This window comes from Actinophytocola sp., from assembly GCF_009379765.1.
Lineage (GTDB): Bacteria > Actinomycetota > Actinomycetes > Mycobacteriales > Pseudonocardiaceae > Actinophytocola.
In genome coordinates this window covers 40,216-67,182 of record NZ_WHTD01000007.1, presented here as the reverse complement: position 1 = coordinate 67,182, position 26,967 = coordinate 40,216, and the positions used below count along the sequence as shown (strand labels likewise).

Genomic DNA, 26,967 nt, shown 5'->3' with positions numbered 1-26,967 from the left:
TCGGGCGTGAGCAGTGCGGACGTGAACCCGGAGACCACCGGTGCCCAGGGCGTTGGCCTGGCCACCGTCACCGACGACGGCACCGTCCTCGACACGTGGTTCCCCCATCCGAAGCTGGACGACGGTCGGATGCCGGGCACCAAGCAGCTGTCGGAGCAGGAGGTGGTCGACGAGCTCGGCGCCGGGGTGTCCGCGCTGCTCGGCCCGGACGGCGACCGTTCGGTCGAGGTCGTCGCGGTGCGCACCGGGATCGTGTCGCTGGCCGAGCCGCCCGCGGACGCCTACGACGCCTACCTGCGGCTGCACCTGCTGTCGACCCGGCTGGTGCGGCCGCACGGTCTCAACCTGGACGGCTTGTTCGGGGTGCTCGCCAACGTCGTGTGGACCAACCACGGACCTTGCCGGGTGGAGGGCTTCCCGGCCACCCGGCTGCGGCTGCGGGCCCGAGGCGCGGTGACCGTGTACGGGGTGGACAAGTTCCCGCGCATGGTCGACTACGTGGTGCCCCCGGGCGTGCGGATCGGCGACGCGGACCGGGTGCGCCTGGGTGCCCACCTCGCGACCGGGACCACGGTGATGCACGAGGGCTTCGTGAACTTCAACGCCGGCACGCTGGGCGCGTCCATGGTGGAGGGTCGCATCTCGGCCGGCGTGGTGGTCGGCGACGGTTCGGACATCGGCGGCGGCGCGTCGATCATGGGCACCTTGTCGGGCGGTGGCAAGGAGACCATCTCGATCGGCGCGGGCTGCCTCGTCGGCGCGAACGCGGGCGTCGGCATCTCGCTCGGCGACGACTGCGTGGTGGAGGCGGGCCTGTACGTCACGGCGGGCACGAAGGTCGCGCTGCCGGACGGCCGGCTGGTGAAGGCACGCGAGCTGTCCGGCCGGCCCGGCCTGCTGTTCCGCCGCAACTCGGCGACCGGCGCGGTCGAGGTGGTCGAGCGGACCGGCGCGGGCGTGCAGCTCAACACCGCCCTCCACGCGAACGACTGAGAACCCCGGCGAAAACTGTCGGTGCTCCGCCATATGGTCCAACCATGGCTCCGCCGATCAGTCGAAACCAGCTCAAGAAGCTGACCCAACGCCTACGCGCCGGGACCGAGACCCCGCAAGACCTGCACGCCCTCGCGGATGTGCTGCTCCACTACCGGCAGGTACTGGAGCGTGCATACGCGGAGGCGGCGCGCCTGTGCGCAGAGGTCCAGCACGCCGAGCCGATGGCGCCGCGGGTCAAGACCCTCAAGACCACGATGGAGAAGCTCCACCGCCAGCCGGGCCTGCACTCGTTGGCGCAGATCCGCGACCTGGCCGGGCTTCGGGTCGTGGTGCACGGCAGCCGGACCGACCAGGACGAGCTCGCGGCGCTCATCGGCGCAGAGCTCTCCGACGCCGGCCGGCCACCGAAGCTGATCGACCGGAGGGCGGACCCCAGGTCCGGCTACCGCGCGGTTCATCTCGAGGTCGGCCGGGAGGGAGTCCTGATCGAGGTCCAGGTCCGCACGACCCTCCAGCACCGTTGGGCCGAGGTGTTCGAGCGGACCGCGGACCGGCTCGGTCGTGGGCTGCGCTACGGCGAGCAGGTACCGCTCACCGCCGGTGCCGGGGTCCTCCTGAGCACTCTCGCCGAGATCTCGGAGATCATCGACACGGTCGAGCGCGGGGTGGACCCGGTGCCCGGGCACACCGTGCGGGCCGAGATCGTGCGGGTGCTTGCGCGCGTCCGCCAACCACCTGGAGCAGCTACCATGACCAACGTGATCCATGTCGTGCTCGTCTACCGCCGCGAAGCCGGGGAGCTCCTGGTGCAGGAGTCCTTTGCGGACGGTGACACGGCCATGCGCCGCCAGTTCGAGCTGGAGCGGGTGCCCGAGTACGCGGACACGGAGGTCGCCGTGTTGAGCGCCGACTCCGAGCAGACCCTGCGGGAGACCCACGGGCGGTACTTCTTCACCGCCGCCGAGCTGGCACAGAGGCTCACGGACGCGGTGTCGGCGGCCTGACGCCCCCTGGCATTTGTCCGGAGTTCACCTAGCATTGACGGGGTGACCCGATCCGCGCCGGCCAGCCCCGTTGAGCTCGGGTTGCCCGCCACGCCGCGCAAGGCCGCCGCCGATGACCCGCCCGCCCAGCATGTTCGGGCCCGGCTCGACGAGCAGGTGCGCGCCCTGCTCGAGCACGAGGAGGTCGCGCGTGAAGGCGAGGATCCCGAGGGCGTGCACCAGATGCGCGTAGCGGTCCGGCGCATCCGCGCGGCACTCAAGGCGTCCGACGAGCCCGATGTCGAGCTGCTGCAGGCAGAGCTGCGGTGGTTCGGCGGGATCCTCGGCCGGATCCGGGACCTCGACGTCCTGCTGGGACATCTCCGGGCGCAGGCCGCCGACCTGCCCGAGGACGAGCAGGCCGCGGTCGAGCGACTGCTGCGTGGGCTCGACGACGAGCGCCGCCGGGCGCGGCGGCGGATGCTCGACACCCTCCGCGGCGCGCGGTACGAGACGCTGCTGCGCACCCTGGCCACCGCCGCCACGTCCGACGCGCCGGTCAACGGGTACCCCGTGGCCGAGAGGTCCACGGCACCCGCGCTGCTCGACGTGATCGTCAAGCCGCACCGCAAGCTCGCCAAGGCGGCTCGCGCGCTGGGCGAGGACCCGCCGGACGACGAGCTGCACGCGCTGCGCATCCGCGGCAAGCGGCTGCGCTACGCCGCCGAGCTGGCCGAACCGGCGGCCGGCAAGCCCGTGCGCCGCCTGATCAAGGCCACCAAGGACTTCCAGGACGTGCTCGGCGACCACCAGGACACGGTCGTCGCCGAGGAGGAGGTCCGGCGGCTGCTGGCCGAGCGGACCGACGCCGACCAGGAGGTCGTGTTCGTCGCGGGCCGGCTGGTCGAGCGGGAACGCGCCCGCCGGGCCGACTGCCGGGCCAGGTGGCGCGACGCGTTCGAGGAGGTCGATCGGCAGGCGGCCGCCCTGGTCCGCTAGTGTCGCGCCGGGTGGCCCGGTGCGAGACCGGCCAGGATGTGGTTCACGCCGTGCCGGAAGATTCGTTCGTAGCGGTCGTCGGCGTGTGGGGTCCGCGCCGCCAGCATCAACCGGCTCAGGTTCGGGTACCGGCCGCTGCCGATGATCGTCTCGCCGTACCGCGCCTGCGTGGCCAGCCACCTCGTCATGTCCATGCCCGACCGGCGCGCCGCCTCCTGCTCGGCGAGCTCGTCGATGACGTGCCCGCGCACGAACGTCAGCAGCGTGCCGACCCGGGCCAGCACCTCGTCCGGGGCCAGGCCCAGCGGGGCCACCGTCGCGTAGGTCGCCTCCAGCCAGGCCAGGCTGTTCGGGCCCAGTGCCGGCCGGGTCGCGGGCAGCGCGGCCAGCCACGGGTGGCGCAGCACCAAGGCCCGGTTCGCATGCGCGATGGCCCGCAGGTCCGCCCGCCAGTCCCCGGTCGGTGCCGGCGGCTCGTGCTCGCCCATCGCGCTGTCGATCATCAGGTCGAACAGCTCGTCCTTGGTGGCGATGTACCGGTACAGCGTGGTCGTGCCGGTGCCCAGCTCGCCGGCGACCCGGCGCAGCGACACCGCCTCGATCCCTTCGGCGTCGGCGAGCCGGATGCCCGCTGCCGCGATGTCGGCCCGGCTGTGCGCCGGGCGCGGGCCACGCGCGCCGCGTTCCGGCCGCATCCAGATCAGCGGCCGGACTTGCGGCGGTGCGTCGTCGGCGGGTGTCACCTGCCGTCCTCCCGCGAAGTTATTGCGAACAGTGTTCCCGGTAATCTACCATCCAGTTTATGCGAACACTGTGCCCGAGTAGGTGCCGATGAGCGACTACGACAAGGGATCGGTCAGCTCTGCCGACGGAACGGTCATCGGCTACCGCCGGTTCGGCAGCGGCCCCGCGGTGCTCCTCGTGCACGGAGGCATGCAGGCGTCCCAGAACTTCATCGAGCTCGCAGGCGCCCTGGCCACCGACTTCACCGTCCACGTGCCCGACCGGCGCGGTCGCGGGCTCAGCGGACCCCACGGCGATGACTACGGCGTCGCGCGGGAGGTCGAGGACGTCCAGGCGCTGGTCGCGGCGACCGGGGCGGCCCGGATCTTCGGCCTGAGCTCCGGCGCGCTCGTCGCGCTGCGGACGGCCCTCGACACCCCGGCCCTCGAGCGGGTCGCCCTGTACGAGCCCCCACTCTCCGTCAACGGCTCGGCGCCGACCGGCTGGCTGCCGCGCTTCGACCGGGAGATCGCCGCCGGCAAGAACGCCGCCGCGCTGGTCACGGTGGTGAAGGGCCTGCGGATCGATCCGGTGCTCGGGCGCATCCCACGGTTCGTGCTCGTGCCGCTCCTGCCGTTGGCCATGCGGGTGAAAGAGCTGCCGGAGGACGACGTGCCGATGGCCGAGCTCATCCCCACCCAGCGCTTCGACGTGGGGCTGGTGCGGGAGCTGGCCGACACGGTCGAGGACTACGCGGCGCTCGACGCGCGGGTACTCCTGCTCGGCGGCTCGAAGAGCCCCGTGTACCTCGGCGTCGCGCTCGACGCGCTGGCCGACGTTCTCCCGCACGCGCGACGCGTGACCTTCGACGGGCTGGGGCACCTGGGCCCGGACGACGACGGGGACCCGCGGCGCGTGGCCGAGACCCTGCGCGACTTCTTCCTGAGCTAGGCCATGTCTCGCGGATCTTCGGTCGCGGTATTCGCGCCCAGCTGCCCCCTGGCCGCGTTGTCGGAAGGCCCGAATACAACCCGGTATGCGCGACCTTCCGCCGCCTTGCAAGAGCCAGCTGGACCACGAATCCCATCGACCAAGACCCCACGAGACACGACCTAACCCGCCAGCCGCTGCGCCACCTGGGCCACGCGCTCGTCCGTGGCGGTCAGCGCCACCCGGACGTGCCGGTCGCCCGTTGGCCCGTAGAACGTGCCGGGAGCCACCAGGATGCCGCGCTCACCCAGCCACGCCACGGTGTCCCACGCCGGCTCGTCGCGGGTCGCCCACAGGTACAGGCCGGCCACCGAGTGGTCGATCCGGAAGCCCGCGTCCACCAGCGCGGCCCGCAGGACCGCGCGGCGCGCGGCGAAGCGGGCGCGCTGGTCGGCGACGTGCGTGTCGTCGGTCAGCGCGGCGGTCATCGCGGCCTGCACCGGGCGGGGGACGATCATCCCCGCGTGCCGGCGGGTCGCCAGCAGCCGGGCAACCAGCGCCGGATCGCCCGTCACGAAGCCCGCGCGGTAGCCGGCCAGGCTGGACGACTTCGACAGCGAGTGCACGGCCAGCACGCCCTCGAAAGAGCCGCCGCACACGTCCGGGTGCAGCACCGAGCACGGCGCGGCCTCCCAGCCGAGCGTGAGGTAGCACTCGTCCGACACGACGACCGTGCCGCGCTCGCGGGCCCACTCGACCACCTTGCGCAGGTGTTCGGGCGGCAGCACCTTGCCGGTCGGGTTCGAGGGGGAGTTGACCCACACGAGAGCCGGCCGCGCGGGTCCGGCGGCGAGCACCCCGTCGGAACGCAGCACCGAAGCACCGGCCAGCTGGACGCCGACCTCGTAGGTCGGGTACGCCAGGGCGGGGATCACCACGAGATCGGACGGGCCGAGACCGAGCAGAGTCGGCAGCCAGGCCACGAGCTCCTTGGAGCCGATCGTGGGCAGCACCGCGTCCGGGTCGAGGCCGGCCACGCCGTGCCGGCGCGACAAGGCCGCCACCACCGCCGCGCGCAGCTCCGGGGTGCCGTGCGTGGCCGGGTAGCCGGGAACGGCCGCGGCTGAGGTCAGCGCGTCCTGGATGAGCTGGGGCACCGGGTCGAGCGGCGTGCCGACGGACAGGTCGACGAGGCCACCCGGATGTGCCCGCGCTCGCGCGGTGACCTCGGCCAGCGAGTCCCAAGGAAACGACGGGAGGGTATGCGTCACGAGGCCATGTCTCGCGGATCTTGGATCGTGGTATTCGCGCCCAGCTGCCCCCTGGCCGCGTTGTCGGAAGGCCCGAATACAACCCGGTATGCGCGGCCTTCCGCCGCCTTGCCAGGCGCCATCTGGATCACGAATCCCATCGACCAAGATCCACGAGACACGACCTAGTGCCCCCGCCGGAAGCTCGCCACATAATTCGCCGGCCCAGCTTCCTGCTGGCGGCGTTGCCGATCCGCCCGAGTACAACCCGGTACGAGGACGAATCGGCGCCTTGCCAGCAGAAACCTGGACTCGCCGACCTACGCACCGGACTTCCGGCGTGCGTCACTCGTCGTGCTGGACGGGCGGCAGATCCTTGATCCACTGCGGATCGGCCGAGACCTTGCCGACCTTGGCCGCGCCACCGGGCGAGCCCAGCTCGTCGAAGAAGTCGACGTTGGCCTTGGTGTATTCCTTCCACTGGTCGGGGACGTCGTCCTCGTAGTAGATGGCTTCCACCGGGCAGACCGGCTCGCAGGCGCCGCAGTCCACGCACTCGTCGGGGTGGATGTAGAGCATCCGGTCCCCTTCGTAGATGCAGTCGACCGGGCACTCTTCGATGCAAGCTTTGTCGAGCAAATCGACGCAGGGCTCGGCTATCACATAAGTCACTGCGTTCTCCAGCTTCTTCCAGTTGAAGGTCGCCTGCACGCGGAGGTTACCGGCTCTCGCTAGTATCCCCCTCGGCCCCGGCGCACTCTCATGTGGTGGGACCCAGTGTGGTGGCGAGCACCTTGCCGAGCACGACGGCCGACGGCAGCGCCCCGCCCGCGAACAGCAGCAGCGAGCGCCAGTCCGCGGTGAGCAGCAGGTCACCACCCGGCCCGAACATGCCGAACCAGGCGATCGTGACGATCCACGCCAGCAGCGGCGCGGCCGCGACCGCCAGCCTCGGCGACAGCTTCCCAGCGGACGAGACGAGCCACGGGGTGGTCACGGCGGCCAGGACCGGCATCAGCGGCAGCGGGAAGCCGTCCAGGTTCGGCAGCAGGTAGCCGTCGAACGCCAGCGGCAGGAACAGCAGCTCCACGACCGCGAGCACGACCGCGTCGAGCATCAGCACGACGAGCAGCACCCGGTCCCGCGGTGGCATTCGAGCTGTCATTCGAGCCGCCATCTACAACCCTCCGAACAGGTCCGTGCCGGCGCCGGCCGGGTCGCCGCCGGCGAGCACGTAGAACTCCGCGGCCGGGATCGGCTGCGCGATGCCGTTGGACAGCGCGTAGCAGGTGGCGCCTTCGGCGGACTGCCACACGCTGACCTGCGTGGTGTGCGCCCGAAGTGCGCGCAGCTTGACCGAGAGCACGTCGGCGATCGAGACGGTGGTGGTGATCCGCGAGTCGTCCGTGACCGGCAGCTCGCCCGGGGCGGGCAGCCGGTAGGGCAGGTCCGGCACGTGCGTGAGCGCCTCGACGCCGCTCTCGGTGGCCTGCCGGGACGTCACCGCGTGGAAGACCCGGGCGACGTCGTCGGCCTTGGCGCAGGCGGCCATCGTGACGTCGTGCGCCCGGATGTGGTCGGGGTGGCCGTAGCCGCCGTCCGGGCCGTAGCTGACCACGACCTGCGGGCGCACGTCGTCGAGCACGGCCGCGAGCGTGGCGGCCTGCTCGTCGAGGTCACCGCCCGCGAACGCCCGCGGGTGCGCGTTGGCGGCGACGCCCGCCATGCCGGAGTCGCGCCAGCGGCCGGGCCCGCCGAGCCAGCGGTGGTCGGACACGCCGAGGGCGGCGCAGGCCGAGCGCAGCTCGCCGATCCGGTAGCCGCCGAGCTGGTCGGCGGCGCCGGCGGCGAGCTCACGCAGCGACTCGGGGATGATCTCGCCCTCCTCGCCGAGCGTGCACGTGACGAGCATGACCTGCACGCCGGCGGCGGCGTAGCGCGCGATCGTGCCCCCGGTCCAGAGACTCTCGTCGTCCGGGTGGGCGTGCACGAGCAGCAGCCGTGGCGCGGCGGAGAGCGTCATCGGATGGTCCAGTCTGGTCGGTCGACCCGCAGCCGCGAGCCGAGGTACGCGCAGAGGATATGACGAGCGCGATCAGCACGAACACGACGACCCGTACCCGAGGATCGCCGTCAGCGGCGGGGCGTCCGGCTCGTGCAGCACTCGCCCGAGAAGATAGCCCACGTCGGGGCGCTGGAAGATCGGTTCGACGACGAACGGTTCGCCGGGGACGAACTGCCACGTCAGTCGACCCGCAGCCGAGGGTCGAGGTAGGCGCAGAGCACGTCCACGACCGCGATCAGCACGAGGAAGATGATGATCGAGTACGAGGCGATCGCCATCATCACCGGATAGTTCAGGCCGTCGAGCGATCGCACGAACAGGTAGCCGACACCGTTGTACTGGAAGATCGCCTCCACGATGATCGTCCCGCCGATCAGCGCGCCCAGCTCGATCGCGGCGATGTTCGCGACCGGCAGCACCGCGTTGCGCAGCGCGTGCTTGAGCACGACCGTGCGTTGGGGCAGCCCCTTGGCCTTGGCGGTGCGGATGTAGTCGGCATCCAGCACTTCCAGCATCGAGGACCGCATCACCCGCGCGATGAACGCCGTCGTCCCGATGGCGAGCGCGAACGCGGGGAGGAGCATGTCCTGGAACCACGTCGCCGGCGCGCCGAGCGTGCGGGGCAGCGCCGGGAAGATCGGCACCCCGAACAGCCGCGCGCCGGAGAAGGTGTCGCGGAGGAACGCGGCGATCACGAGCAGCGGCACCGACAGCAGCACGATCGTGCCCGTCGTGACCAGTACGTCCCAGATCGAGCGGTGCCAGACGGCCGCGACCACCCCGGCCGACAGCCCGATCAAGAGTTGGAGGGCAAGCGCGAACACGGCCAGCCGCAGGGTGTTCGGCGCCACCGCGGCCAGCTGGTCGAAGACCGGCCGGCGCTGGTCGTAGTCGATGCCGAGGTCTCCGGTGAAGAGGTTCTTGATGTAGGTCAGGTACTGGATCGGCAGCGGCTGGTCCAGGCCGAACGTCTCGCGCAGGAGCCGTCGGGTGTCCGGCGGGAGCAGTTTCTCGCCGATCGCCAGGAACGGGTCGCCGAAGCGGTAGAGCGCGACGAAGGCACCGAACGTGGTCACCACGAAGACCAGGAGGATCTGCGCGGAGCGGCGCAGGATGAACTTCCGCATCGCACCGTCCCCTGGTGCTCCGTGGCTGGTGTCCCCCGCCGGGGGACCAGGTCAGGCGGTCACCACTTCGCGCAGTGACGCGTAGTGGCAGGCCGCCCCGTGGCCCGGCTTGCCCGTCACGTCGTACAGCGGGGGCGGCTCCTCGATGCAGCGGCGCGCGTCGCTCTCCGAGAGCTGCTCGAACTTCCAGCAGCGGGTCCGGAACCGGCAGCCCGACGGCGGGTTGGCCGGGTTGGGCACGTCGCCACGCAGGACGATGCGCTCGCGCTGCCGCTCCAGGCGCGGGTCTGGGATCGGCACCGCCGAGATGAGTGCCTGGGTGTACGGGTGGTGCGGCCGGTCGAAGAGGTCGTCCCGGTCGGCGATCTCCACCACCTTGCCCAGGTACATGACCGCCACGCGGTCGGCGATGTGCCGAACCACGGAGAGGTCGTGCGCGATAAACAGGTAGGTCAGGCCGAGCTCGTCCTGCAGGTCCTCGAGCAGGTTGACGATCTGTGCCTGGATCGACACGTCCAGCGCGGACACCGGCTCGTCGAGCACGATGAACTTCGGGTTCATCGCGATCGCCCTGGCGATGCCGATGCGCTGGCGCTGCCCGCCGGAGAACTGGTGCGGGTAGCGGTCGGCGTACTCCTCGGCCAGGCCGACGGTGTCGAGGAGGTCGCTGATCGTCGACTTGGTCGTCTGGGCGCCGAGCAGCTGGTACTTCTCCAGCAGGATCTGCCGGATCGTCATGCGCGGGTTGAGCGACGCGTAGGGGTCCTGGAACACGATCTGCATGTCCTGGCGTGCCTTGCGCAGCCTGTCCTTGCCCAGCCCGGTGATGTCGAGGCCGTCCAGGCTGATCCGGCCGCTGGTGGGCTCGACCAGCCGCAGGATCGCCCGCGCGGTGGTGGACTTGCCGCAGCCGGACTCGCCGACGAGCGCCACCGTCTGTCCCTTGCCGACGGCGAGGGACACGCCGTCGACGGCCTTCACCTGGCCGACGGTGCGCTTGATGAAGACCCCGCTGCGGATCGGGAAGTGCTTGACGAGGTTGTCCACCTCGAGCATCGGCGTCTGGGTCGGCTCGACCGTGCCGACCCCGCCGTGCTGGGGTTCCGACCCCTGCGTCATTGGGCAACCCTCTCGTCCTGGGCCATCGCGACCCGGTCACTGTGCACGCACGCCGCCTGGTGCCCGGGCGCCCCGACGTCGACGAGGGCCGGCACCTGCGGCAGGCACTCGTCGGTCGCGAACGCGCAACGGGGGTGGAACGGGCAGCCCCGCGGCACGTTCGCCAGGCTCGGCGGCACGCCCTTGATCGGCACCAGTCGCTCCTGCCGGCGGTGGTCCATCCTCGGCAGGCTGGACAGCAGGCCGAAGGTGTAGGCGTGCCGGGGCTCGTAGAAGATCTCGTCCGCGGTGCCGGTCTCGACGATCTTGCCGGCGTACATGACGTTGATCCGGTCCGCATGGCTCGCGACCACCCCGAGGTCGTGCGTGATCAGCACGATCGCGGTGTTGCGGTCCTCCTGGAGCTTCACCAGCAGCGCCATGATCTGCGCCTGCACGGTCACGTCCAGCGCGGTGGTCGGCTCGTCGGCCAGCAGCACGTGCGGGTCGTTGGCCAGCGCCATCGCGATCATCGCGCGCTGGCGCATACCGCCGGAGAACTCGTGCGGGTACTGGTTAAGGCGCACGGCGGGGTTGGGGATGCCGACCTCGCCGAGCAGGTCCAGCGCACGCTTGCGCGCGGTGTGTTTGGTCACGTCCTGGTGCACGCGCACCATCTCGGCGATCTGGTCCCCGACCTTGAACACCGGGTTCAGCGCGGTCAACGGGTCCTGGAAGATCATCGCGATCTGGCTGCCGCGAAGCTTCCGCTGCTGCTTCTCGGACATCTTCAGCAGGGACCGGCCGCGCAGGAGGACGTCCCCGCTCGGGAACGTCGCTGGCGGGCTCGGCACGAGGCCGAGGATGGTCATCGCGGACACCGACTTCCCGGAGCCGGACTCACCCACGATGGCGAGCGTCTCGCCCTCGTTGACGTGCCAGGACACCCCGTCGACGGCCTTCACCACGCCGTAGTCGGTGTTGAAGTGCACCCGCAGGTCGCGGATCTCGAGCAGGGACGCGGATGGGCGCTCGAGGTCGATCTCCGAAGCGCTGCTCATGTTCTGGGTTCTCCTCTTATCGCAGCTTCGGGTCGAGCGCGTCACGCAGGCCGTCGGCCACGAACGCGAAGGCCAGGGTGGTCAGGCAGATCGCGGCGCTCGGGAAGATCCACAGGAAGTCCTTGCCGTCCACCCTGACCTGCTCGATGCCCTGGTTGATCAGCCGGCCCCACTCCGGGGTGTCCGGTGGCACGCCCACGCCGAGATAGGCCAGCGAGGCCATCGCGACCACCGCGACGCCGATGCTGGTGAAGGAGTAGATGAACACCGGCTGGATCGCGTTGGGCAGGATGTGCCGCACCACGATCCGGCTGTCCGACGCGCCGATCGAGCGGGCCGCCTCGACGTACTCCGCCTCGCGGAGCGCCAGCATCTGGCCGCGCATCAGCCGGGCCGCGGTCGGCCAGCCGAGGATCACCAGCGCGATGATCACCTGCGTGACCCCCGAGCCGAACGTGCGGACCACGAGGATCGCACCGACCAGGAACGGGAAGGCCAGGAAGATGTCGGTGGTGCGCATGATCAGGCCGTCGGCGAACCGGCCCCGGTAGCCGGCCAGCGCGCCGAGCGTGACGCCGAGGAGCATCGAGCCGAGCATCGTGCACAGGCCAACGAGCAGCGCGAGCTGCAGGCCGTAGAGCATCCCGGAGAACAGGTCGCGGCCCAGGACGTCGGTGCCGAACCAGTGCTCGGCGCCCGGTGACTGCAGCGAGTTCACCAGGTTCTGGTCGTACGGGTCGTACGGCGAGATGAACGGCTGCAGGAGGGCGAGCGCGATGAGGATCACGACGACGGCCAGACCGAGCATGGCCAGCCTGTTGCGCCGGAACCGCCGCCACATGTCGGCGAACTGCCCGTGCGAGGGCGCCTTGGGTGCGTCGCCCTCGGGCACCGGTTCGTAGGGTTCTACCGGCTCGACGAGCACCGCCTGTGCGGGCATGCTCAGGTCAGCCGGGTCAGGAGTGGTGGTCACGGGTGTCTACCTCACTCAGCTCAGCCGGATCCGTGGATCGAGATAGGCGTACAGGACGTCGACGATCATGCTGAGGAACACGTATATCAGCACCGCGAACGTCACGATGGCCATGATCACGGGGTTGTTGTTCTGGTTGATCGACTTCACCAGCAGGAACCCGACACCGTTGTACTGGAACAGGGTTTCGGTGATGAGCGCGCCACCCATGAGGACGCCGATGCTGATGCCGACATACGTCACCACGGGGATGATCGAGTTGCGGAAGGCGTGTTTGAGGATCACGGTCCGCTCGCCGAGGCCTTTAGCACGTGCGGTGCGGATGTAGTCGGCGCGCAGGACCTCCAGCATGGAGCCGCGCATCAGGCGGGCGATGAACGCCGCGTCGACTATGGCCAGGGTGAGCGCCGGCAGCAGCACTTCTTGGTACCACGGCACCACTTCGGTGAACGATCTCGGTACGCCGGGGAAGATGAAGTTGCCCGAGACCGTCTGGCGCAGCCAGACGCCGATCACGAAGGTCGGGACGCCGATGGCCAGGGTGGTCAGGATGGTGACGAGCACGTCCCAGAAGGAGTAGCGCCACACGGCGGCGATGATGCCGGCGACCACACCGATGAGCACGTCGATGACGATGGCGACCAGCGCGAGCCGGGCGGTGGCCGGCAGGGCGTCGCCGATCATCTCCGAGACCTGGCGGCGCTGGTTGAAGTCGATACCCAGGTCACCGGTGAACAGGTTTCCCAGGTAGGTCAGGTACTGCATGGGCAGGGACTGGTCGAGCCCGAACTTCTCACGCAGGATCGCCTGCGTCTCCGGTGGCACCACCTTGTCGCCTGTAGAGGCGAAGGGGTCCCCGAGCACGAACAGACCGATGAACAGCAGGAGCGTCGCCGCGATCACTACCAGTACGGCCTGGGCGAGCCTGCGTATTACGAACTTCCCCATTGGATGGTGCCGGCTTCCTCGGATCGAAGAATTTCAGGTCGACCGTAGCGATGGCCGCGGCCCGGCGAGCGGGCCGCGGCCACCACGGTTACTCAGTTCACTTGATGCTGATGACCGACAGGTCGGGGTTCTCGTTGAAGTCCATGCGCATGTTGATGTACTTGTCCGTGTTCGCGAGACGGTGCTGGGTGCGGTTCCACAGCGGAATGTTCGCCAGGTCGTCACCGATCGCGATCTTCTCGGCCTGCTGGTACAGCTTGATCCGCTCGGCCTCGTCCGGGTTGGACTTGGCCTCGGCCAGCAGGTCGTCGAACTCCTTGTTGCTGTAGCGGCCCTTGTTGTCACCCGTCGCCGGGTCGTTCGGGCTGGCAGCGCCGATCGCGGAGGTCGCCAGCAGCGGCGTCAGGAAGTTCTCCGGGGTCGGGTAGTCCGCGCCCCACGCCGACCGGTACAGGCCGGTGGAGCTCGGCTGACGCTCGTTGTCCAGCAGGTCGGTGAACGGAACCGAGGTCATGTTGATCTTCAGTCCGAGGTTGGTCTCGAGCTGGTCCTTGATCGCCGCCATCCACTCGTCGTGGCCGGCGTCGACGTTGAACTGCATGTTCAGCTCGGTGCCCTCGGTCAGCCCGGCCTCCTTGGCGAGCTTCTTCGCCTCGTCGAGGTCGTACTTGCACGCGGTACAGACACCGTCCTGGAAGCCATCCGTGAACACCGGCGGCACGAACGACGTCGCCGGGGTCTGCGAACCCTGGAAGATGCTGTTGATGATCGAGTCACGGTCGATCGCCATGGAGATCGCCTTGCGTGCCTCCGGGGTGTCCGTCGGCTTCTTCGTGTCCATCACCAGCAGGTAGTTCATGCCGTTGGTGTTGCGGGTGATCCACTGACCCTTCGGCTCGTAGGTGGAGCGAGCCTGGGAAAGGACCGGCGTCGGCATGCGGGCCCAGTCGAACGTGCCGTTCTGGTAACCGGCGTACTCGTCGTCGCTGCCGTTGGCGGTGATGGTGATCTCGACGGTCTCGAGGTACGCCGCGTCACCCGCGCCGTAGTCGGCGAAGCGCTTGAGCTTGATGCCCTTGTCGTGCTCCCACTTGCCGTCCATCATGAACGGCCCGTTGCCGATCGGCGCGTCGACGTAGGGGTTGCCCGCGGCCGGGGCACCGGCCGACTCCGGCACCGGGCTGTACACCGGGTGGTTGGTCCGGAGGAAGAACTCACAGTTCGGCTCCGCCAGCGTCACCACCAGCTTGGCCGGGTCGGAGGCGTCCACACCGGACATCGTGTTCGCGGTGCCGGCCTGCATCTCGTCGAAGCCCTTGATGCCCGCCAGGTGGTAGGCGACCTCGGAGGCGGATGCCTTGGCGGCGGTGCGCTCCCAGCCTCGCTTGAACGACGCCGAGGTGACCTCCTCGCCGTTGTGGAACTTCGTGCCCGTCTTCAGGTCGAAGGTCCACTCGGTGCAGTCGTCGTTGTTCTCCCACTTCTCGGCCACGCCGGGCTCGGGCGTGCCGTCGGGCTCGACCTTGATCAGTCCCGTGAAGAGGTTCTGGGTGACCAGGATGCCCTCGGACTCCTGCGCGTTGTAAGGGTCGATCGCGGTCGGCTCGGAGATGCCGAACCGGAACGTACCGCCGACCTTTCCTTCCTTGATCTCGGGCTCGGGGGTCTCCGGCCAACCGGAGGACGGCTTCGCGTTGTCACCGTCACCACCGTTGTTGCCGGAGCCGGTGTTCTCCTTCTGGGAGCACGCCGTGAGCACGAGCGTCGCGGCCGTGAGGCCTGCGGCGGCCCGTAGCCACAATGCTTTGTTCCTCATCAAGTCAGTTCCTCCGTGAGCGAGCACGCACTTGACGGGCGTGCGCCCTATGTTGTCGTGACACATCGTGCACGTAGCTGGGATAAACCGCGAAGCCGGGGGCGGGTCGGGGAATGCTCCGTCCGATTCACGGTTTCGTCTACTTGCGCGCGTCGTCGTTGACCTCGGTCTGGTCAGCACCCACATGGTGATCTTGTGACGCGACGGAACCAAATTGCCGACGCACCGTTGCAGGACGGTAGGAACTCCAACAACCGCCGTCACGCACATGCGCCCGATCGTGACCAAAGGGTGACACGGTGGTGGCGGGACGCGACTCAATGGTTACCGCACGGTACTAAACGCAGGTGAGAACCTCCTTTCGGCGGGTGGCGCCGGTAGCCGCCCGGTGTCTCCGAGATGTCCGGAACCTTTCGTTTGCGCACCCGGCCGGCAGTCGCGATTGGACGCAGAGCTGCCCTCAAGTGGCGGAGCGTCGCCAGGACGCGGCCCCGGCGAACGGACCAACGAGCGGTGGGCCGACGGTCACGCCGGACACCTCAGGGCGGACGGCGAGCGTGTCCGCCTCCTGGAACAACGGCACCGAGACGGCGGCCCGCCACAGCGCGGGCTCGACCGCGGCGAGCGCGTCCGTCACGGAGAGTGCGCCGGTCAGCGCGGCGTCCATGGTCGCCTGGAGGCCGGGGTCGCAGAAGCCGAGCGGGTTGGCCGGCACCGGCTGCCCGCCGTCCTCGGGAACGGTGCAGCCGAAGTTGGTGGCGAGGACGGTGGCCTGGTCGCCGCCGACCGGCTGGCTGATCACCGCGAGGTCCACGGCATCGCCCTGGCCGTCCCCGTCCCCGTCGTTGCCGTCCGAGCCGGCGTCCGTCGCGTACAGCTGGGCGTAGAGCTGGTCGGCCGGCGGCTCGACGACCTCGGCGCCGATGCCGGCCGCGGTGAGCTGGCGGGCGACGTCCTCGGCGATCCGCTGGGCGCCCTCGCGCTCCTCGGGCGCGCCGATGACGAGGCGCAGCGGCCGGCCGTCCTTGGTCCAGCCTGCGGAGGTCTTGACGTAGCCGGCGCCGCCGAGCAGCTGCGCCGCGGTGGCGGCGGCGGGCGTGGCGGGGATGGTCCTGGCGTAGCCGGGCGAGCTCGGCGCGAGCACCTGGGCGTCGGCCCGCAACGCGCCGGCCGGGCCGTTGCCGGTGCCGACGGTGATCAGCTGGTCCCGGTCGAGCGACGCGACGACGGCCTGGCGGACGGCGAGGTCGGTGAGCCGCGGCCGGTCCGGCCGCAGCGTGAGCGTGGTGACCGACGGGCGGGGCACCGACTTGGTGGTGACGGCGGGGGCGAGGTCGGTGAGCAGGTTGGTGCCCACCGAGTCGGTCCTGGCGAGCGCGACCTGGTCGTGGCCGGCGTCGAGCGCCTCGACGATGCCGGTCTGGTCGGCGCGGCGCAGGATGATCCGGTCGAGCGTGGCCGGCTCCTCCCAGTACCGGTCGTTGCGCTCGAGGACGACCTCGCCGCGGTCGGTGTCCAGGGTCTTGATGGCGTACGGGCCCGCGGTGGCCGGGAAGTTGCTCTGCAGCGCGCCGGCCCAGCCGCCAGGGGCGTCCTTGAGCAGGTGCGCGGGCAGCAGGCCGGAGAACAAGGAGCGCCAGCCGGGGTAGGGCTGGTCGAACACGACCTCGACGACCTTGCCCGCGTCGCGGGCGTTGATGTCGGTGATGAGCCGGTAGCCGGCCGCGTCGATCGCGCCCGGGTTGCCGGTGATCTGCTGCCACAGGTAGACGAAGTCCTCGGCGGCCAGCGGCGCGGCGTCCGACCAGGAGGCGTCGGAGCGGATCTGGTAGGTGACGGTGTACGGGTCGGCGCTGGTGACGCCCGCCGAGCTCAGCACCGTGCGGTCCAGCTGCGGGACGCCGTCCGGACCGGGCCGGAACACCGAGGGAAGCAGGACGTTGGCGAGCGCCGTGGTGATGGCCGACTGGTCGGCGACGTCGTGCGGGTTGTAGCCGCCGGCGAGGGTGCTCACCCCGATCACGACCTCGCCGGTGTCGACCGTGTCCGGCACCGGGCTGGTCACCGGGGTGTCGACCAGGCGGGGCGCGGGCGTGCAGCCGGCCAGCACCGTTCCGATCACCAGGACGCCGACCAGCGGCGACAGCCATCGAGCCTTCGGTGTCACGCCGGTCACCTCCCCTTGGTGCTGGCTCGACCCTCTCAGACCGCCCCCGCAAGCCACCGTTCAGGTGACGTGCGGGCCCTGGTGGCGGTTCCCTCAGGCGTCCCGCGACTTGGCCCGCGAGCGCTCGCGGGCGCGCTGGACGCTGTCGAGGACGACCTTGCGGATGCGCACGACCTCCGGCGCGACCTCGACGCACTCGTCCTGGGCGCAGAACTCCAGCGCCTCCTCGAGCACGAGCTTGCGCGGCCGGGCGAGCCGTTCGAGCTCGTCGCCGGTGGAGGAGCGCATGTTCGTCAGCTTCTTCTCCCGCGTGACGTTGACGTCGAGGTCCTCGGCGCGCGGGTTCTCGCCGACCACCATGCCCTGGTAGACCTGCGCGCCCGGCTCGACGAAGAACGTGCCCCGGTCGGCGAGCTGCATCATGGCGTAGCCCGTCACCGCGCCCGTGCGGTCGGCGACCAGCGAGCCGGAGTGCCGGCCGCGGATGTGGCCCGCCCACGGGAAGTAGCCCTCGAAGATCGCGTTGGCGATGCCGGTGCCGCGGGTCTCGGTGAGGAAGTCGGTGCGGAACCCGATGAGCCCGCGGCTGGGCACGACGTACTCGACCTTGACCCGGCCGGTCCCGTGCCCGCCCATGTGCTCGAGCCGGCCCTTGCGCCCGGCGAGGAGCTGGGTGATGGCGCCGAGATACTCCTCGGGAGCGTCGACGGTGAGCCGCTCGAACGGCTCGCAGAGGGTGCCGTCGACGGTGCGGGTGACGACCTCGGGCCGGCCGACGGTGAGCTCGAATCCCTCCCGGCGCATGGTCTCGACGAGGATGGCCAGCGCCAGCTCGCCCCGGCCCTGGACCTCCCAGGTGTCGGGTCGCTCGGTGGGCAGGACCCGGACCGACACGTTGCCGACGAGCTCGGCGTCGAGCCGGCTCCTGAGCAGCCGGGCGGTGAGCTTGGTGCCGCCGCCCCGGCCGGCCAGCGGCGAGGTGTTGACGCCGAGGGTGACCGAGATCGCGGGCTCGTCGATGTGGATGCGCGGCAGCGGCTCGGGGTCCTCGGGGTCGGCGAGCGTGTCGCCGATGGTGATGTCGGGGATGCCGGCGATGGCCACGATGTCGCCGGCCTCGGCGCGGGAGGCCGGGACGCGCTCGAGCGCCTCGGTGAGCAGGAGCTCGGTGATCCGGACGTTGGTGACGCTGCCGTCCGCGCGGCACCAGCCGACGGTCTGGCCCTTGCGGATGGTGCCGGCGTGCACCCGGCACAGCGCGATGCGGCCGAGGAAGCTGGACGCGTCGAGGTTGGTGACCAGGGCGCGGAGCGGGGCCTCTGGGTCGCCGGAGGGCGGCGGGACGTGCTCGAGGAGCGTCGTGAACAGCGGGTCGAGGTCGTCGCTGTCGGGCTGGCCGCCGTCCGCGGGCGCGTTGAGGCTCGCCCGGCCGGCGCGCGCGGAGGCGTAGACCACCGGCAGGTCGAGGATGGTGGCGTCGATCTCGTCCAGCTCGGTGGCGAGGTCGAGGAGGAGGTCGTGGGTCTCGGAGACGACCTCCGCGATGCGCGCGTCCTGCCGGTCGACCTTGTTGACCACGAGCACGACCGGCAGCCCGGCGGCGAGGGTCTTGCGCAGGACGAAGCGGGTCTGGGGCAGCGGGCCCTCGCTCGCGTCGACGAGGAGCAGCACGCCGTCCACCATGGACAGACCGCGCTCGACCTCGCCGCCGAAGTCCGCGTGGCCCGGGGTGTCGATCACGTTGATGGTGATCGGGCCGTCGGGCGTCTGCCGGTGCACGGCGGTGTTCTTGGCGAGGATCGTGATGCCCTTCTCACGTTCCAGCTCGCCGGAGTCCATGATCCGGTCCACCGGCTCGGCGCGGGCGGAGAAGGCCCCCGACTGGCGCAGCATCGCGTCGACGAGCGTGGTCTTGCCGTGGTCGACGTGCGCGACGATCGCGACGTTGCGGAGGTCTGTCCTGGCGATCGCAGGCGCCCCGGTATCGGTGGCAGGCACGCGCGTGTGCTCCTGACTCATGGCTTGGGCTCATGGCGCCGCGCAGACGTTGATCGCGACAGGCTCAAGGATACCGGCTGGTCCACGGCGCGGGATGTGCGCGGGCGATTTCGTAGGTTAACCTAACCTAAATTTGTCGTCGTTGGAGTGGACGTTGGGCAAGCACAGGACGCCGGCCGGCAAGGTCGCCAAGTGGATGAAGGCCGGCAAGGTGAAGAAGAAGTGCTGCCGGTCGTCCTCCCGGTGCAAGCGGTGCCCGGTGCTCGCCCTGAAGCGCGCGAAGGCGGCATTCGCTCTTAAGGCTGTTAAGCATGACGATCAAGACCAACCTTGCTGCGTCGGACGGCCAAGGGCGTTGACCTGCAGCGGGTGCTCGCCCTGACCGCCGCGATCTGGCACAACGACAAATCGGAGCACTGATCGCTGACCGCCTACGATCACTGACCCCTTGGAATCAACCGTCTAGGCATTGACACCGAGCAACGCGAACGAGCGCGGCAATGACAGCGACCTGGCCGACCGCGCTCGACAACATCCCGGAGCGAATCAAGCGCGTACCGCCCGTCGATCCGTACCTGCTGGAACGGGTGCTCGACGGCCTGCGCGCCTTGCCATCATCGCCCGCCCCGTATCGCTCGCGGCCCGGCTTCCTCTCCAGCCTGCTCCACGCCGTGCCCACGGGCGGTGACGAGTGGAGTACCTGCACCAGACCATCCGATGGTCGGCGTGCGGCGCTCCAACGTTGAAGACAGACATCGCAGCTGGGCGCGCACGCTGCCCGAGGTACACGGAGCTGACCGAAGACCGCAATGACGTGCCGCCCGCTAGGCCAACCGGCTAACGCCGGTGGAGTCCGTATACGTCCGGAAACGGATCGTGTAAGTGTCGAGTAGTCACCGAGAGGAGTTGATCAGTGACCGACCCGCGTGTGTGGGTCCAGACGCCCGAGATCCGAGAACGACAATGTGAACGACAATGTGATTGCGTGACGTGAAAGGGAGTCGAGATGTCGACAGCAGTTCTTGACCGGTTCGCCGCTGACCCGGTGGCCTCGCACAGCGCACAGTTCCCGCTGGGCGCACCGTTCGACCGGACCAGCGACGACGAACCGTCGCACGCCGGATTGCGCCCGTGGGTGCTGCGGGGCATGCAGGTACAGCCGCCGATCACGGCCGATGTGACGCGGACCGTTCGCTACGACCACCGCACGCAGATGTCGGTGGATGCCTCGGGGCGTCCGCTGATCGAGGCCGGCCCGCCCACGGTGAAGAACAAGACCAACAATGATGGCGACGAAGGCCCCTCGGAGGACTTCAGCTACGACTTCGTTCCTGACGAGCCGTTCCAGGTCTGATGTCCGTTCTGATCCTCGCGGACGAACGCGACCCGAGCGCGGATGCGATGGTGCGTGTCCTGCAGGAGCGGGACACCGTCGTGCATCGCGTCGATACCGCGTGGTTCCCCGGTCAGCTCAGCGTGTCGGCTGAGCTGACCGGGGGCAGGTGGTCGGGGCAGCTTCGCACCCCGTACCGCACGGTCGACCTCGATGGCATCACCGCCGCGTGGTTCCGTTCCCCGAAGGCGTACACATTCCCGGCCGAGCTGAGCCCGGCCGAACGCGGGTTCGCGAACATCGAAGCGAAATACGGGCTCGGCGGCGTGCTGACCTCGCTGCCGGTGCTGTGGATCAACCACCCGGCACGGCTGGCCGACGCCGCGTACAAGCCGGTCCAGCTCGCGCTCGCCCATCGGCACGGGCTCCGCGTGGCGGACACGATGATCACCAACGATCCCGTGGCGGTGCGCCAGTTCGCCGGACGCGACAAGACCGTTACGAAGGTGCTCGGCTCGAACTCGATCGTGGAGAACGGCGGGCGAAAGCTCGCCTACACGCGCGTACTGGACGCGGACGATGTCGGCGACCTGCGTGGCATCGAGGCGACCACACACCTGTTCCAGCGGTGGGTGTCGAAATCGCACGAGGCGCGCATGATCGTCGTCGGCGACGAGATCACCACCGTAGCGATCCACGCCAAGACCGCCGCGGGCTATGTCGACTGGCGCACCGACTACGACAACCTGCGCTACGAGCTGATCCAGCCGCCCGAGTCGGTCGCCGCGGGGGTGCGCGGACTGATGAAGGATATGGGTTTGGCCTACGGTGCACTCGACTTCGTGATCGGCCCGGATGGCTGGACCTTCCTCGAACTGAACGCCGGAGGGCAGTACGGATGGCTGGAAGACGTGACGGGCGCACCGATCACGGCACAACTCGCCGATCTGCTCGCGAAGGGGACGCCGTGAGCCTCGATTGGGAAGTGCTGCTCGCCCGGTTGGCCGACGAGCTGACCGCGAAAGGCAAGCTGTCCTCGCCGCGCTGGCAGGCCGCGTTCCGCGCAACCCCACGCCACGTGTTCGTGCCCGACTACTTCGAGCAGGACAGCACCGGCTCCTGGCAACAGATCCTGGTCGACGGCGACGACGAGGCGCTGGCCAAGGTGTACAGCAACGCCGGACTGTTCACTGACGTCGACACCGACGGTCGGGGCGTGTCCTCGTCGTCGACGCCCGGACTGATGACGCGGATGCTCGAACTGCTCGACGTCCGCGACGACGACCGGGTGCTGGAGATCGGCACCGGCACCGGCTACAACACGGCGCTGTTGTGCGCCGGGCTCAGCGATGAGCAGGTGTTCAGCATCGACATCGACTACACCGAAGCCGCACGACAGCGGCTGGCGTCGCTGGGCTACCGGCCCGCACTGCGCACCGGCGACGGGATCAGTGGCATCCCGAACCACGCCCCATTCGACCGGATCATCGCCACCGTCGCCATCACCCACATTCCCGCCGCGTGGCTGGACCAGCTCGTCGACGACGGCACCGTGCTCGCCGACGTCAAGCTCAACCCCGCCGCCGGGAACCTCGTGCTGCTCCGTAAACGGGGGCACGTCGCCGAAGGCCGGTTCGACGCCGGACAGGCGTGGTTCATGGACATGCGCCACCCCAACCAGCCGGACCCGCCGACCGCCGCCGACCGCGCCAGCGGTACGCCTGAGCGGAGCACGACCAACCTCCCCGCCGTCGCCTGGGAACAGCCCGTCCCCTGGTTTCTGACGTGCCTGACCCTCGGTACACCCATCGACGTCGGCTACCGCCTCGACGACAACTACCGCCCGGTCGCCGCCCGCGTGTCCGCCCACGACGGATCATGGGCCGAGATCGACACCACCGACACTCACCCACGTGCGGTCACGCAGGCCGGACCCACCCGGCTGTGGGACGCCGTCGAGCACGCCATCCAGACCTGGAACACCCACGATCGACCCACTTGGGACCGCCTCGGCCTCACCGTCACCACCGACGAGCAACGCGTGTGGCTCGACAGCCCGGACGGCCCCATACTTGGACGCCTCGGCACCTGACACGGCGTCACCAGCAGGTGTGTTGATGCGCGAACCCCGAGGCGCCCCCGGGGCATGTGAGTGCCCGCGATACGGTCAGTCAGTGTGACCACTGCTGAGCAGTGGAACACTGACCTTCGCGAAATGAGCCCAAGAGCGAACTTGACTAAGGCCTCGATGAGGGCCGCCTAACGGGCCGCTCGTCAGGTCGTCGGCGCGACGGCCTCGTTGTAGCGGATCAGTGCGGGCGCGGTCCGGCCGGCCTGGAACTCCACCACGTCGTAACGCGCGAGATGGTTGGCCACGTACGGGTCGGTGGCGAGGATGACGGTCAACCGCTCGCGGGACATCGCCGTCGCGATGATCACGTCGCCGGTGCGGGCGGTGCACCGGCCGGAGGCCAGGAAATGACCTGCCAGGTAGTGCCTGGTTAGCCACTCGGCGTGATCCGGCAACAGGTAGTCGATCTCCTCGAGTGGCGCCGTGTAGGTGGTGTGCACGACGTACATGCCTCGACGGTAGCCCTCTTTTTTCCCTGGTGGGAAGGGGCGTGACGGCTTTGTCGCCCGAGTGCGGGACGTCCCGTTGGTCAGCCCCCGGCCACAGTCGGCCGGGGCCTCCCAGCCGGACTCAGTGGTCGAGACGGCCGGTCTTCACCGCGCCGCGGAACGCGGTGAACGCCGCCGGGGTCAGCGGCAACAGCCGATTCTTGTTCTTGCTGTCTCGGGCTGCCGCCCAGTCCTCTCCGTGCGACAGCTCCACGCAGTTCTCGCCGCCGTCGCTCAGCGACGACCTTCGCCATCCCGCATTCGAGGGGATCGGGGTGTGCATGCCCGCACCTCCCTACAACTCTGTGATTCGACGGTTGATCATGTCCATTGTCCGCTGCTGGCTCAACGCCGCCGCGCGCAGGTTGTCGAACGCCAGGTTGTAGACCCGGACGTGCTCGCGTCCGAGGTAGTCAGACCCGGTCAGGCCACCTACGTAGACGATCCCCTGTCGCCCCTCGATCAGGTTGACGATCGAGAACGACACGCCGTGGGAGGAGTGCGCGCCGCCGTCGAAGGGGATGACCTGCACGTTCACGTTCGGTAGCTCTACCAACTCGCGCACGCGTTCAAGCTGGCCGCGCAGTGTCTCCGGTCCGCCTATCTCGCGATGGAGCGCTTCCTCGCCCACCACGAGCCACAGCCGGGGAGCGTTGGGGGCCTTCAGTCGATCGACTCTCCTGACGCGCTCCTCGGCCATTCGATCGACGTCGGCCGCGGACACCGTCACGGCGTGGGCCAGGGTGGCGCGGGCGTAGTCGGCCGTCTGAACGGTCCCGGGGAAGGTGTCACCGTTCCACAGCTTCAGCTCGGTTGCGGCCGCGACAAGGTGCACGTACTTGGCCGCCCACTCCGGCACCCGGCTGGGCGGCAGCTTGCGGCGTGCTTCGGCAGCGAGACGCTGTAGCGGCCCGGCCTGCTCGGGCGGGATCTCGAACACGCGGACCGCCTTCGCGAGGTCCTTGTCGTTCGTCGGGACGTCGCCCGCTTCGATCTTGGAGAGCTTGCCGGCATACCAGCCGAGCGCCTTGGTGGCATCGGTGGTGGACATGCCTCGGGCCTCACGGGCAGCACTCAGTTGGGCGCCGAGCAAGATCCGCTGGACCACGGGCCCGGGATTCGCGTGCGTCATGGGGGCATTCTGCCGTCCGCGCTGACTCAACGTGCACCCCAGTACTCCGATCGGATGCAAATCACATTCTCGTCAATCTCAACCAGAAATTCCGGTGTAAGTTCCTGTTGTCGGTGGGGTGCGAGCGACGCGGGCGGGGATTCGACGGAGACCGCCCAGCGCCCCACCGGCCCCATGGAGGTGATCGCGATCGACCAGACGTTCTGGTTGGAGCGCCTGCGTGAGCTCGGCTGGACTCAGTACCGGTTTGGCGGGGACGACGCAGGTCCCGAACTGGTGGCGCACGCCTTCTTTTGGCGGACATGTGCGGACGTGGTGATTGTGAAGGACGCGAGGACGGCCACCGCCTACCGCGCGCTCCCCTGTCGCGACGTGTTCCAGCCGGTCCACATCACGAGGATGACGGCCGGCCCCATGAACCGCGTGCTGCGCGAGGCGCTCACCTGGCCTGAGCCCGGCACCGTGCGTGAGTCCAATCCGATGACCGCTCCTCCTGGTTGCGGTCTCCCGTTGGATCTGCGACGGCCGGTCACCATTCGTCCCCTTAATCGCGATGATCGGGGGCCCTGGTGAGCATCGCGCGCGACGGCCATGACCATCGGCGCCGCCGCACCTGACGTGGCGCCCGATGCCGCGACCTCGACTTCGGCGCCGGGCGCCAATCCAATACCGATTCGAGCAGGAGGAGATGGCTATGGAAATACGTGCCAGGAAAGACCCGGCTTTGGTGTATGCCAACGTCGGCGTGCATGGCGGTGTGGAGATCACGCTGGCGATGGATCCGGATGGCGGGGACGGCGCGGCGATCCACTTCGGTCAGGTCGGGCCGGACTTGGTCTTGGATATCGCCGACGTGGGCAGTCTGGACCGGCTGGCTGTCGTGGCGGCGGAGGGTGCGCGGCGGTTGCGTGAGCGGATCGGCAGGAGTGAGCGGGCCGCCGTGGCGGCCGCCGAAGTGGACCATCTGGTCGGGGCGAGGGTGGCCGGGTGAGTATCAGTTCTCTGGCCATCACTCTGGACGACCGGGACGCGATCGAGCTCTCGGCGAGCCGATCAGAACAAGCCGCTTGGGCGTGGCTTCGCGTCGGCGACGGATACTGCGAGATCCACATGGGACGCAGACATGTGGAGGCGTTGTACGACCAGCTGCCCGGTGTGCTGGCCGGGCTGGACCGTGTCGCTGTGGCGGACGCGGTGTGCGTGCGTGCCGATATCGCGGACCGGCGAGCGAACGATGCGGTGGGCCGGGCACGGGATCTGGCACGCGTGGCGGAGGAGGCGGGAATCCCCGAGGTGGCGGCCTCGTTGCGGGCGGCTGCGGATGAGACGGCCGCGAACGCCACCGCGGTGGACGTGACGGTGCGAGCCGTCGAGCGTGCGGCGGCCGATGCCGACCGGGCGGCGGACCAGTTGAGCTATGCCACGCAGCAAGCCAAGGTCGCGTTGTACGGGGTGCCCATCGCGTCAGGCGCCCAATGAACTGGATACGGGACGCCATGACGTCGAGGCCGCGATCAACATGACGGTCGGACGTGATGCCGAGATCAGGTTCCTGGTGAATCCACATGCTTCGGGCACCATCGCGCTCGTGATCGGCGAGTCCACCGCGGAGATCAACCTCGACCCGTCAACCGCGCGGCACCAAGCTGATCGATCCGGTCGCGGCGGGCGGGGAGCTCCCCGCACCGCGTCTCGTGAGTGTGTGCATCGCTTGGTAGGGGACGTGCGATGCGGGGTGTGTCTCCTGTTGCGGGACAGAGTTCCGTGGCGATACAAGGACAAACGAGGTCTAGATGGTCGACGTTGACCGGGCCGTGGCGTTGCCACGCTATATCGAGCTGGAGACCAGTCGCCGGTGTAACCGCACTTGCGGCTGGTGTCCCAATGGGGAGCGGCCTGTGCGGCGCGAACAGGAACTGATGGGCTGGTCGCTGTTCACGAAGATCGTGGCCGAGCTGGCGTCACTGGGCTACGCCGGTTGGTTGGCCAACCACAACTACAACGAACCGCTGCTCAATCCCCGGGTGTTCGCCGAGCTTGAGCACGTGCGCCAGGTGTTGCCGCACGCCAAGCCGGCCATCTACAGCAACGGCGACGTCCTTCGGGAGCCGATGTTGTTGCGGCTGCTGGAATCCGGGGTGCGCTATCTGCGGGTGACCCGCTACCCCCGCCATGCCGAAACCCCGCCCACGTTTGCGGCGCTGCGCACATGGCCAGCCGGGCGGGAGTACCGAGCTGGTCGTGGGAGGAGCGCAGTGTCCGGCAGGGCCTTGCCCTTGTCTCTCGGGTGGGCGAGGCAAACATCGAGGTCATCGGGCCGAACATCCTCGGCACCTACAACAACCGCGGCGGCACGGTCACCGGCCTGCCGCTGCTGGCCACGCAGCGCCAGGAACCGTGCTGGATGACCGCCACCAGCGCGAGCGTCGACTTCCGAGGCCGGATGAAGATGTGCTGCTGCGTTTACGTCGATGACCCGGCACACGCGGCGCGCAGATGAGCGCCTACCGGGCCGCGCATGCCCAGGCCGACTGGTCGCTGTCCGAGGCATGCCGCACCTGCACCCAACCGCTACCGGAGACGCGGCGGGTGAGCGCCGATGGGTGACACCAGAGCAGCCAGTGCCACCGTGCCGGCCCGGACCTGCCTGGCCGGGGAAAGCCTGGACTGGATGATCGGCGGGCCGTCCGTGGTCGCGGCGATCGGTCTGCGCACCGAGGTCACGGCGATCGTCGACCATCGCAGCCGG

The 26,967-nt window shown here is 69.4% G+C and carries 28 protein-coding genes; 12 read left to right on the top strand and 16 right to left on the bottom strand.

Annotation, left to right across the window (positions count from 1 at the left end):
* Window positions 1–6: 6 nt before the first annotated feature.
* Genes dapD through GEV28_RS03525 form a run of 3 tightly spaced genes read left to right on the top strand, consistent with a single transcriptional unit; the run spans window position 7 to window position 2,978 of the window.
* Window positions 7–993, top strand: coding sequence for a 2,3,4,5-tetrahydropyridine-2,6-dicarboxylate N-succinyltransferase (dapD, locus tag GEV28_RS03535; protein ID WP_291408516.1), 987 nt, complete (start codon window positions 7–9; stop codon window positions 991–993).
* A gap of 44 nt (window positions 994–1,037) precedes the next feature.
* Window positions 1,038–2,000, top strand: coding sequence for a RelA/SpoT domain-containing protein (locus GEV28_RS03530; protein WP_291408515.1), 963 nt, complete (start codon window positions 1,038–1,040; stop codon window positions 1,998–2,000).
* Window positions 2,001–2,042: 42 nt separating this feature from the next.
* The gene (locus GEV28_RS03525; RefSeq protein WP_291408513.1) at window positions 2,043–2,978 is read left to right on the top strand and encodes a CHAD domain-containing protein; all 936 of its coding nucleotides are present in this window, start codon (window positions 2,043–2,045) and stop codon (window positions 2,976–2,978) included.
* Here GEV28_RS03525 and GEV28_RS03520 read toward each other — a convergent pair.
* Window positions 2,975–3,721 carry a TetR/AcrR family transcriptional regulator gene (locus GEV28_RS03520; RefSeq protein ID WP_291408512.1) on the bottom strand — a complete coding sequence of 249 codons (747 nt, stop codon included), beginning with the start codon at window positions 3,719–3,721 and terminating at the stop codon, window positions 2,975–2,977. The two genes, GEV28_RS03525 and GEV28_RS03520, sit on opposite strands and share 4 nt — an antisense overlap.
* Before the next feature lie 88 nt (window positions 3,722–3,809).
* Between GEV28_RS03520 and GEV28_RS03515 the strand changes: the two genes are divergently transcribed.
* Window positions 3,810–4,652, top strand: coding sequence for an alpha/beta hydrolase (locus tag GEV28_RS03515; protein ID WP_291408510.1), 843 nt, complete (start codon window positions 3,810–3,812; stop codon window positions 4,650–4,652).
* Window positions 4,653–4,813: 161 nt separating this feature from the next.
* Here the strand turns inward: GEV28_RS03515 and dapC are convergent, their stop codons facing one another.
* The 12 genes from dapC to typA all read right to left on the bottom strand — a co-directional run bounded on the left by dapC (window position 4,814) and on the right by typA (window position 19,134).
* Entirely contained in the window at window positions 4,814–5,902 is a 1,089-nt protein-coding gene (gene dapC, locus GEV28_RS03510) for a succinyldiaminopimelate transaminase (protein WP_291408508.1), read from the bottom strand.
* A gap of 324 nt (window positions 5,903–6,226) precedes the next feature.
* Window positions 6,227–6,553, bottom strand: a complete 327-nt coding sequence (gene fdxA, locus GEV28_RS03505) for a ferredoxin (RefSeq protein WP_291408578.1) — start codon at window positions 6,551–6,553, stop codon at window positions 6,227–6,229.
* 88 nt (window positions 6,554–6,641) lie between these two features.
* On the bottom strand, window positions 6,642–7,034 hold the full coding sequence (locus tag GEV28_RS03500) for a hypothetical protein (protein ID WP_291408506.1): 393 nt from the start codon (window positions 7,032–7,034) through the stop codon (window positions 6,642–6,644).
* Between the two features lie 24 nt (window positions 7,035–7,058).
* On the bottom strand, window positions 7,059–7,904 hold the full coding sequence (mshB, locus tag GEV28_RS03495) for an N-acetyl-1-D-myo-inositol-2-amino-2-deoxy-alpha-D-glucopyranoside deacetylase (RefSeq protein ID WP_291408504.1): 846 nt from the start codon (window positions 7,902–7,904) through the stop codon (window positions 7,059–7,061).
* Between the two features lie 221 nt (window positions 7,905–8,125).
* Window positions 8,126–9,073 carry an ABC transporter permease gene (locus GEV28_RS03490; RefSeq protein WP_291408501.1) on the bottom strand — a complete coding sequence of 316 codons (948 nt, stop codon included), beginning with the start codon at window positions 9,071–9,073 and terminating at the stop codon, window positions 8,126–8,128.
* 51 nt (window positions 9,074–9,124) lie between these two features.
* Window positions 9,125–10,192: an ABC transporter ATP-binding protein gene (locus GEV28_RS03485; protein ID WP_291408499.1), complete on the bottom strand. Its 1,068-nt coding sequence runs from the start codon at window positions 10,190–10,192 to the stop codon at window positions 9,125–9,127.
* Window positions 10,189–11,232, bottom strand: a complete 1,044-nt coding sequence (locus tag GEV28_RS03480) for an ABC transporter ATP-binding protein (RefSeq protein ID WP_291408497.1) — start codon at window positions 11,230–11,232, stop codon at window positions 10,189–10,191. The genes GEV28_RS03485 and GEV28_RS03480 overlap by 4 nt, the downstream gene beginning before the upstream one ends.
* Before the next feature lie 16 nt (window positions 11,233–11,248).
* Window positions 11,249–12,205, bottom strand: a complete 957-nt coding sequence (locus GEV28_RS03475) for an ABC transporter permease (protein ID WP_291408495.1) — start codon at window positions 12,203–12,205, stop codon at window positions 11,249–11,251.
* A gap of 15 nt (window positions 12,206–12,220) precedes the next feature.
* Window positions 12,221–13,153 (bottom strand): ABC transporter permease, encoded by a 933-nt coding sequence (locus GEV28_RS03470; RefSeq protein WP_291408493.1) that lies wholly within the window; start codon window positions 13,151–13,153, stop codon window positions 12,221–12,223.
* A gap of 97 nt (window positions 13,154–13,250) precedes the next feature.
* A complete protein-coding gene (locus GEV28_RS03465) occupies window positions 13,251–14,969 on the bottom strand; it encodes an ABC transporter substrate-binding protein (protein WP_291408490.1) in 1,719 nt (572 codons plus the stop codon).
* A gap of 460 nt (window positions 14,970–15,429) precedes the next feature.
* Window positions 15,430–17,136 carry an ABC transporter family substrate-binding protein gene (locus tag GEV28_RS03460; RefSeq protein ID WP_291408488.1) on the bottom strand — a complete coding sequence of 569 codons (1,707 nt, stop codon included), beginning with the start codon at window positions 17,134–17,136 and terminating at the stop codon, window positions 15,430–15,432.
* Between the two features lie 93 nt (window positions 17,137–17,229).
* Window positions 17,230–19,134, bottom strand: a complete 1,905-nt coding sequence (gene typA / locus GEV28_RS03455; RefSeq protein WP_291408486.1) for a translational GTPase TypA — start codon at window positions 19,132–19,134, stop codon at window positions 17,230–17,232.
* Window positions 19,135–19,634: 500 nt separating this feature from the next.
* On the opposite strand from typA, the gene GEV28_RS03450 reads away from it, so the two are divergent.
* The 4 genes from GEV28_RS03450 (at window position 19,635) to GEV28_RS03435 (ending at window position 22,559) form a co-directional block, all read left to right on the top strand.
* Window positions 19,635–19,880, top strand: a complete 246-nt coding sequence (locus tag GEV28_RS03450; RefSeq protein WP_291408484.1) for a hypothetical protein — start codon at window positions 19,635–19,637, stop codon at window positions 19,878–19,880.
* 299 nt (window positions 19,881–20,179) lie between these two features.
* The gene (gene tgmA / locus GEV28_RS03445) at window positions 20,180–20,488 is read left to right on the top strand and encodes a putative ATP-grasp-modified RiPP (RefSeq protein ID WP_291408482.1); all 309 of its coding nucleotides are present in this window, start codon (window positions 20,180–20,182) and stop codon (window positions 20,486–20,488) included.
* Complete coding sequence (tgmB, locus tag GEV28_RS03440; protein ID WP_291408480.1) at window positions 20,488–21,438, top strand: ATP-grasp ribosomal peptide maturase; 951 nt, start codon at window positions 20,488–20,490, stop codon at window positions 21,436–21,438. The genes tgmA and tgmB overlap by 1 nt, the downstream gene beginning before the upstream one ends.
* A complete protein-coding gene (locus GEV28_RS03435; RefSeq protein ID WP_291408478.1) occupies window positions 21,435–22,559 on the top strand; it encodes a methyltransferase domain-containing protein in 1,125 nt (374 codons plus the stop codon). Before tgmB ends, GEV28_RS03435 begins: the two co-directional genes overlap by 4 nt.
* A gap of 182 nt (window positions 22,560–22,741) precedes the next feature.
* On the opposite strand, the gene GEV28_RS03430 is transcribed toward GEV28_RS03435, so the two are convergent.
* The 3 genes from GEV28_RS03430 to GEV28_RS03420 form a co-directional block, all read right to left on the bottom strand.
* Window positions 22,742–23,047, bottom strand: a complete 306-nt coding sequence (locus GEV28_RS03430; RefSeq protein ID WP_291408476.1) for a YciI family protein — start codon at window positions 23,045–23,047, stop codon at window positions 22,742–22,744.
* Window positions 23,048–23,168: 121 nt separating this feature from the next.
* Window positions 23,169–23,369 (bottom strand): DUF397 domain-containing protein, encoded by a 201-nt coding sequence (locus GEV28_RS03425; RefSeq protein ID WP_291408474.1) that lies wholly within the window; start codon window positions 23,367–23,369, stop codon window positions 23,169–23,171.
* A gap of 12 nt (window positions 23,370–23,381) precedes the next feature.
* The gene (locus GEV28_RS03420) at window positions 23,382–24,218 is read right to left on the bottom strand and encodes a helix-turn-helix transcriptional regulator (protein ID WP_291408472.1); all 837 of its coding nucleotides are present in this window, start codon (window positions 24,216–24,218) and stop codon (window positions 23,382–23,384) included.
* 180 nt (window positions 24,219–24,398) lie between these two features.
* Between GEV28_RS03420 and GEV28_RS03415 the strand changes: the two genes are divergently transcribed.
* From GEV28_RS03415 to GEV28_RS03400, 4 genes are all read left to right on the top strand, one after another.
* Entirely contained in the window at window positions 24,399–24,791 is a 393-nt protein-coding gene (locus GEV28_RS03415) for a hypothetical protein (protein ID WP_291408470.1), read from the top strand.
* Between the two features lie 121 nt (window positions 24,792–24,912).
* Window positions 24,913–25,209 (top strand): hypothetical protein, encoded by a 297-nt coding sequence (locus tag GEV28_RS03410; RefSeq protein WP_291408468.1) that lies wholly within the window; start codon window positions 24,913–24,915, stop codon window positions 25,207–25,209.
* 143 nt (window positions 25,210–25,352) lie between these two features.
* The gene (locus GEV28_RS03405; RefSeq protein WP_291408466.1) at window positions 25,353–25,697 is read left to right on the top strand and encodes a hypothetical protein; all 345 of its coding nucleotides are present in this window, start codon (window positions 25,353–25,355) and stop codon (window positions 25,695–25,697) included.
* Between the two features lie 808 nt (window positions 25,698–26,505).
* Complete coding sequence (locus tag GEV28_RS03400) at window positions 26,506–26,718, top strand: hypothetical protein (RefSeq protein ID WP_291408464.1); 213 nt, start codon at window positions 26,506–26,508, stop codon at window positions 26,716–26,718.
* The last annotated feature ends 249 nt before the right edge of the window (window positions 26,719–26,967 follow it).

Bases quoted from the DNA above. Each gene is read 5' to 3' on its own strand.
- GEV28_RS03515 (WP_291408510.1), top strand. From the start codon at position 3,810: ATGAGCGACTACGACAAGGGATCGGTCAGCTCTGCCGACGGAACGGTC.
- GEV28_RS03480 (WP_291408497.1), bottom strand. From the start codon at position 11,232: ATGAGCAGCGCTTCGGAGATCGACCTCGAGCGCCCATCCGCGTCCCTG.
- GEV28_RS03465 (WP_291408490.1), bottom strand. From the start codon at position 14,969: ATGAGGAACAAAGCATTGTGGCTACGGGCCGCCGCAGGCCTCACGGCC.
- GEV28_RS03485 (WP_291408499.1), bottom strand. From the start codon at position 10,192: ATGACGCAGGGGTCGGAACCCCAGCACGGCGGGGTCGGCACGGTCGAG.
- GEV28_RS03470 (WP_291408493.1), bottom strand. From the start codon at position 13,153: ATGGGGAAGTTCGTAATACGCAGGCTCGCCCAGGCCGTACTGGTAGTG.
- GEV28_RS03420 (WP_291408472.1), bottom strand. From the start codon at position 24,218: ATGACGCACGCGAATCCCGGGCCCGTGGTCCAGCGGATCTTGCTCGGC.
- GEV28_RS03490 (WP_291408501.1), bottom strand. From the start codon at position 9,073: ATGCGGAAGTTCATCCTGCGCCGCTCCGCGCAGATCCTCCTGGTCTTC.
- GEV28_RS03425 (WP_291408474.1), bottom strand. From the start codon at position 23,369: ATGCACACCCCGATCCCCTCGAATGCGGGATGGCGAAGGTCGTCGCTG.
- GEV28_RS03450 (WP_291408484.1), top strand. From the start codon at position 19,635: ATGACAGCGACCTGGCCGACCGCGCTCGACAACATCCCGGAGCGAATC.
- GEV28_RS03530 (WP_291408515.1), top strand. From the start codon at position 1,038: ATGGCTCCGCCGATCAGTCGAAACCAGCTCAAGAAGCTGACCCAACGC.
- tgmB (WP_291408480.1), top strand. From the start codon at position 20,488: ATGTCCGTTCTGATCCTCGCGGACGAACGCGACCCGAGCGCGGATGCG.
- GEV28_RS03410 (WP_291408468.1), top strand. From the start codon at position 24,913: ATGGAAATACGTGCCAGGAAAGACCCGGCTTTGGTGTATGCCAACGTC.
- mshB (WP_291408504.1), bottom strand. From the start codon at position 7,904: ATGACGCTCTCCGCCGCGCCACGGCTGCTGCTCGTGCACGCCCACCCG.
- GEV28_RS03430 (WP_291408476.1), bottom strand. From the start codon at position 23,047: ATGTACGTCGTGCACACCACCTACACGGCGCCACTCGAGGAGATCGAC.
- GEV28_RS03500 (WP_291408506.1), bottom strand. From the start codon at position 7,034: ATGCCACCGCGGGACCGGGTGCTGCTCGTCGTGCTGATGCTCGACGCG.